2 protein-coding genes are annotated in these 3,757 nt (G+C 72.3%); both read left to right on the top strand.

All coding sequences use genetic code 11. From position 1 onward, the window contains the following. On the top strand, window positions 1-2,360 hold a 2,360-nt coding region (locus WBP48_RS16560; protein WP_424441841.1), incomplete at its 5' end, for a BTAD domain-containing putative transcriptional regulator. A 79-nt stretch (window positions 2,361-2,439) separates the two neighbouring features. Next, a partial coding sequence (locus tag WBP48_RS16565) for an AAA family ATPase (RefSeq protein ID WP_424441842.1) occupies window positions 2,440-3,757 on the top strand: 1,318 nt, incomplete at its 3' end.

Below are 3,757 nucleotides of genomic sequence, written 5' to 3' on the forward strand. Positions count from 1 at the left end.
CCGTCTCGCTGGGCAGGCCCGAGCGGGTGCTCCCCGCCGTGCAGGCGGCAGCGGCGATGGGGCCGCTGCACGAGCCCGTGCAGGCGAGCCTCGTCGCAGCCCTCGGCGCGGCAGGACGACGAGCCGAAGCACTCACGGTCTTCCACACCGTACGCACGGCTCTCGTGGAGCAACTCGGGATCGATCCGGGTCAGGCGCTCACCGCGGCGTACCGGAGAGTGCTGGAACCGCCTGCTCCCCCGGCCGCCGCATCCCGTGGCGGCGCATCCCGTGATGCTGCGTCCGGCGGCGAGAGCGTGCGTGACAACCGCGCGCAGCCCGCGTCGCAAGATCGCACCGTCGCCGCCGAGCCCTACCGGGTCGCGGACTTCCGCGGGCGACCGGCCGAGTTGGAGGCGATCCGGTCGTTCATCGGGGTCGTCGGCGGCACGCCCCGGGCGGCGTCCGCCCTGCTGATCACCGGGCCGCCGGGAGCCGGGAAGACGACGACGGTGCTGGAGGCGCTCCACGGCGGCGACGCCTCGGCATCCCGCCTTTTCGTCAATCTCCACGGATTCGACCCGTCGCCCCTCAGCCCGCTGCAGGTGCTGCGGGCCGTCCTCCTCCAGGTCAACACGCGCGAAGAGCCACCGGGAACGCTCGACGAAGCGTCCGCGGCGTGGCGCTCGGCCGCGGACGCGAGACCGCTCGTGATCGTCCTCGACAACGCCTCGGCGGAGTCTCAAGTGCGTCCGGTCCTGTCCACCGACCGCAAGGTCGCCGTGATCGTCACCTCCCGGCGAGCCCTCCCCGGACTGGAGTCGACCACCCGGCTCCCGCTCGGGCCGCTGCCGCGCAGCGAAAGCCGGGAGTTGCTGGCCGCACTCATCCCGCCGTCGCGGCGGACGGATGCCGACCTCGACACCCTCGCCGAGCTGTGCGGCGATCTGCCGCTCGCCCTCCGGATCTCGGGCGCCCGCATCGCCTCGCGGCCCCAGTGGGACGTCGCGGACTTCATCGATCGACTCCGCGACGAGCAGAACCGCCTGCAGCAGCTCGTCGCGGGGGACCTGGCCGTCGAGACCGCGTTCTCGCTGTCCTACGACGCGCTGCCTCCCGACGCCCGCCGACTCTTCCGCAGTCTGGCGCTGCTGCACGGGCACTCCTTCACCGCCCGGATGGTCGCCGCGATCGACGACCGGGACCCTCGCGCCTGCCGGGATCAGCTCGACGCCCTCGCCGACCTCGGGCTCGTCGAGCTCGGCCGCGGCGACCGCTACCGCATGCACGACCTGCTGCGCATCTACGCCGCCGACCGGCTCCGCGACGAGACCTCATCCGCCGAGATCCGCAGTCAGCAGAGCCGCCTGGACGCGTGGATCCTTGCGGCCACGGCGGAGGCGGCGATGACGCTGCCACGCAACTGGGGCCCGTTGCCCATCGTGAAAGTGGTCTCGCGTGACGCGCTGGGCGCCGCGAGTGACTGGCTGAAGAGCGAGTCGAGCCACTGGTTCGGCGCGCTGCGCAGCGCCGCCGAGCGCGGCGAGCACCGGCTGGTCGTCGACACCGCCATGGCGCTGCTCGGCCCGTCGATCGAATGGGCGCAGTGGGGGCACTGGAGCGACGTCCACTCGATCGGCGCGGACTCCGCCTTTCAGCTCGAAGACGGGGACGCGTACGTCGTCCAGTTGCTGGCCGTCGCGGAAGCGGCCGGAGAAGAGCCCGTGCAGACGGTGAGCCCTGTCGCTGCGAGCGAGGTCGCCGGGCTCGAGACGAAACGGTCCCCCGCGCGGCGCGCGCTGGAGGCGGCGCAGGTCCTCGACAGGCCACGCTGGGCGGCGTGGGCACGGTACTTCATCGCCCATTCGTACTACATCGACGGATATCTCGACGGGGTGCTGACCGAGGCAGGCCGGGCCGCCACGGAGTTCGCGCGGCACGGGGACGTGTCCGGTGAGATCGAAGCGCGGGCGCTGATCGTGCGAGCGCTCATCCCGCTCGATCCGCAGGAGGCGTTGAGAGAGGCGGAGTCGTCGATGGCCGTGCTCGACGGCCTCGATCCGCGAGCCGAGCGCACCGTGCAGGCCAACGCGTTCCTGAACATCTTCAACGCGATCAGCCGGCTTTACCTGTCGCTGGAGCGCTACGAGGAGACACTCGCCATCTCGACGAGGATGATGGAACTCCCCGACTCCTTCCTCGACAGCGAGGGGATCGCGGCGCGCGCACTCCGGCATCGAGGTCTCGCGCTCCTCGGTCTCGGCCGCACCGATGAGGCGCGCGAAGCCCTGGAGTCCGCCCTGGCGCTCGCGGGCGCCTACCGACCGGACTCGTGGGCCACGGAGATCGAGGAGGCACTGGCATCCATCGCCGCGAGGTGATGGTCACGACGCGCTCGGAATAGCGTCCGAAATGCGCCGAGGATCTCGGATTCACGCGCGTGGGGCATACTGTCTCTCCATGCCGGACGTCGAATCTCGCGGGGGCCCACCACCGCTCTTCGGACGCGAACGCCTGCTCGAAGGGCTCGGGTCGGGCATCGCCGCGTTCCTCGGCGGCGACGGCACCGGGTTCGCGATCCTGGGCGATCCCGGTGTGGGCAAGTCGGCGCTGTGGCGCGCGGCCGTCGCGCGAGTACCGTCCGCCGGTGTTCCCTCCCCCCGCGTCTTGGAGGTCGAGGGGGTCGAGTCAGAGGCGCAGTTCCCGTACTCGGCCCTGCAGCGCCTCATCGCGCCGCTGGCGGCCACGCTCGGCACCATCTCAAAGACCCACGCGCGCCCGCTTCGCAGCGTGCTGGGGTTCGAGGCGGGCAGCTCGGCGGATGGCTTCGCGGTTGGTGCGGCGGTCATGGCGCTGCTGGAGGAGGCCGCTCGCGCGGTCCCGACGATCGTCGTCGTCGAGAGCGCACAGTGGGTGGATCACGAGTCCCTCTCCGCGATCGCCTTCGCGGCGCGACGGCTCACGCGCGACCCCGTCGCGATCGTCACGGTGATCCGCTCCGACGCGGCATCCCTCGCCGACCTCACCGGTCTGCACCGCATCATGGTGGAGCCACTGGATGCCGAGAGCGCGCGCGCACTCCTCGCGCACCGGCTTGACGGGATCAGCGATCCGGCGTTGCAGGATCTGCTCATCGAGCGCGCGGGCGGCAACGCTCGGGCGCTGACGGCGATCGCCGACGAGCTCGAGGACGGCACGTCGGCCGACGACCTGCTCGCGCGGCTCAGTGTCGGGGCGGCGCTGCCGACACGCGGCGCGGTGGATCGCGCGACGCAGAATCGGATGCGGACCCTCTCCGCGCCCGCACGCCGGCTCGCCCTCATCGTCGCGGAGGAGTCCAGCGGCCGCATCGACGTCATCTTCCAGGCGGCGCAGGCATGGCTGGGGAACGCTGCCGCGAGCCCCGATGCCGTGATCGACGAACTCAGCGCGAGCGGCCTCGTGGAGCTCACGGAGGGCCGGCTGCAGATGCGTGATCCGCTCGCGCGGGCGTCGATCTCGGCGCTGTCCTCCCCCGAATCCCGGCGCGCGGCCCATGCCGGCCTCGCCGTCGCCTACGAGTCGCTGGGGATGGATCCGGCGCGGGTCGCCTGGCATCTCGCCGGCTCCGTGCACGTCGCCGACGAGTCCGTCGCGGCACGCCTCGAGGCGTCGGCGGATCAGATCGCCGCGGTCGGCGGGCACGTCGCACGCTCCGCGTTCCTACGCCGCGCCGCGGAGCTCAGCCCCGACCGCGACCAGGCGAGGCGTCGCCGCCTCACCAGCGCGATGGCTGCGC

Origin of the sequence: Microbacterium sp., assembly GCF_049661145.1 — a bacterium.
Taxonomy (GTDB): domain Bacteria; phylum Actinomycetota; class Actinomycetes; order Actinomycetales; family Microbacteriaceae; genus Microbacterium.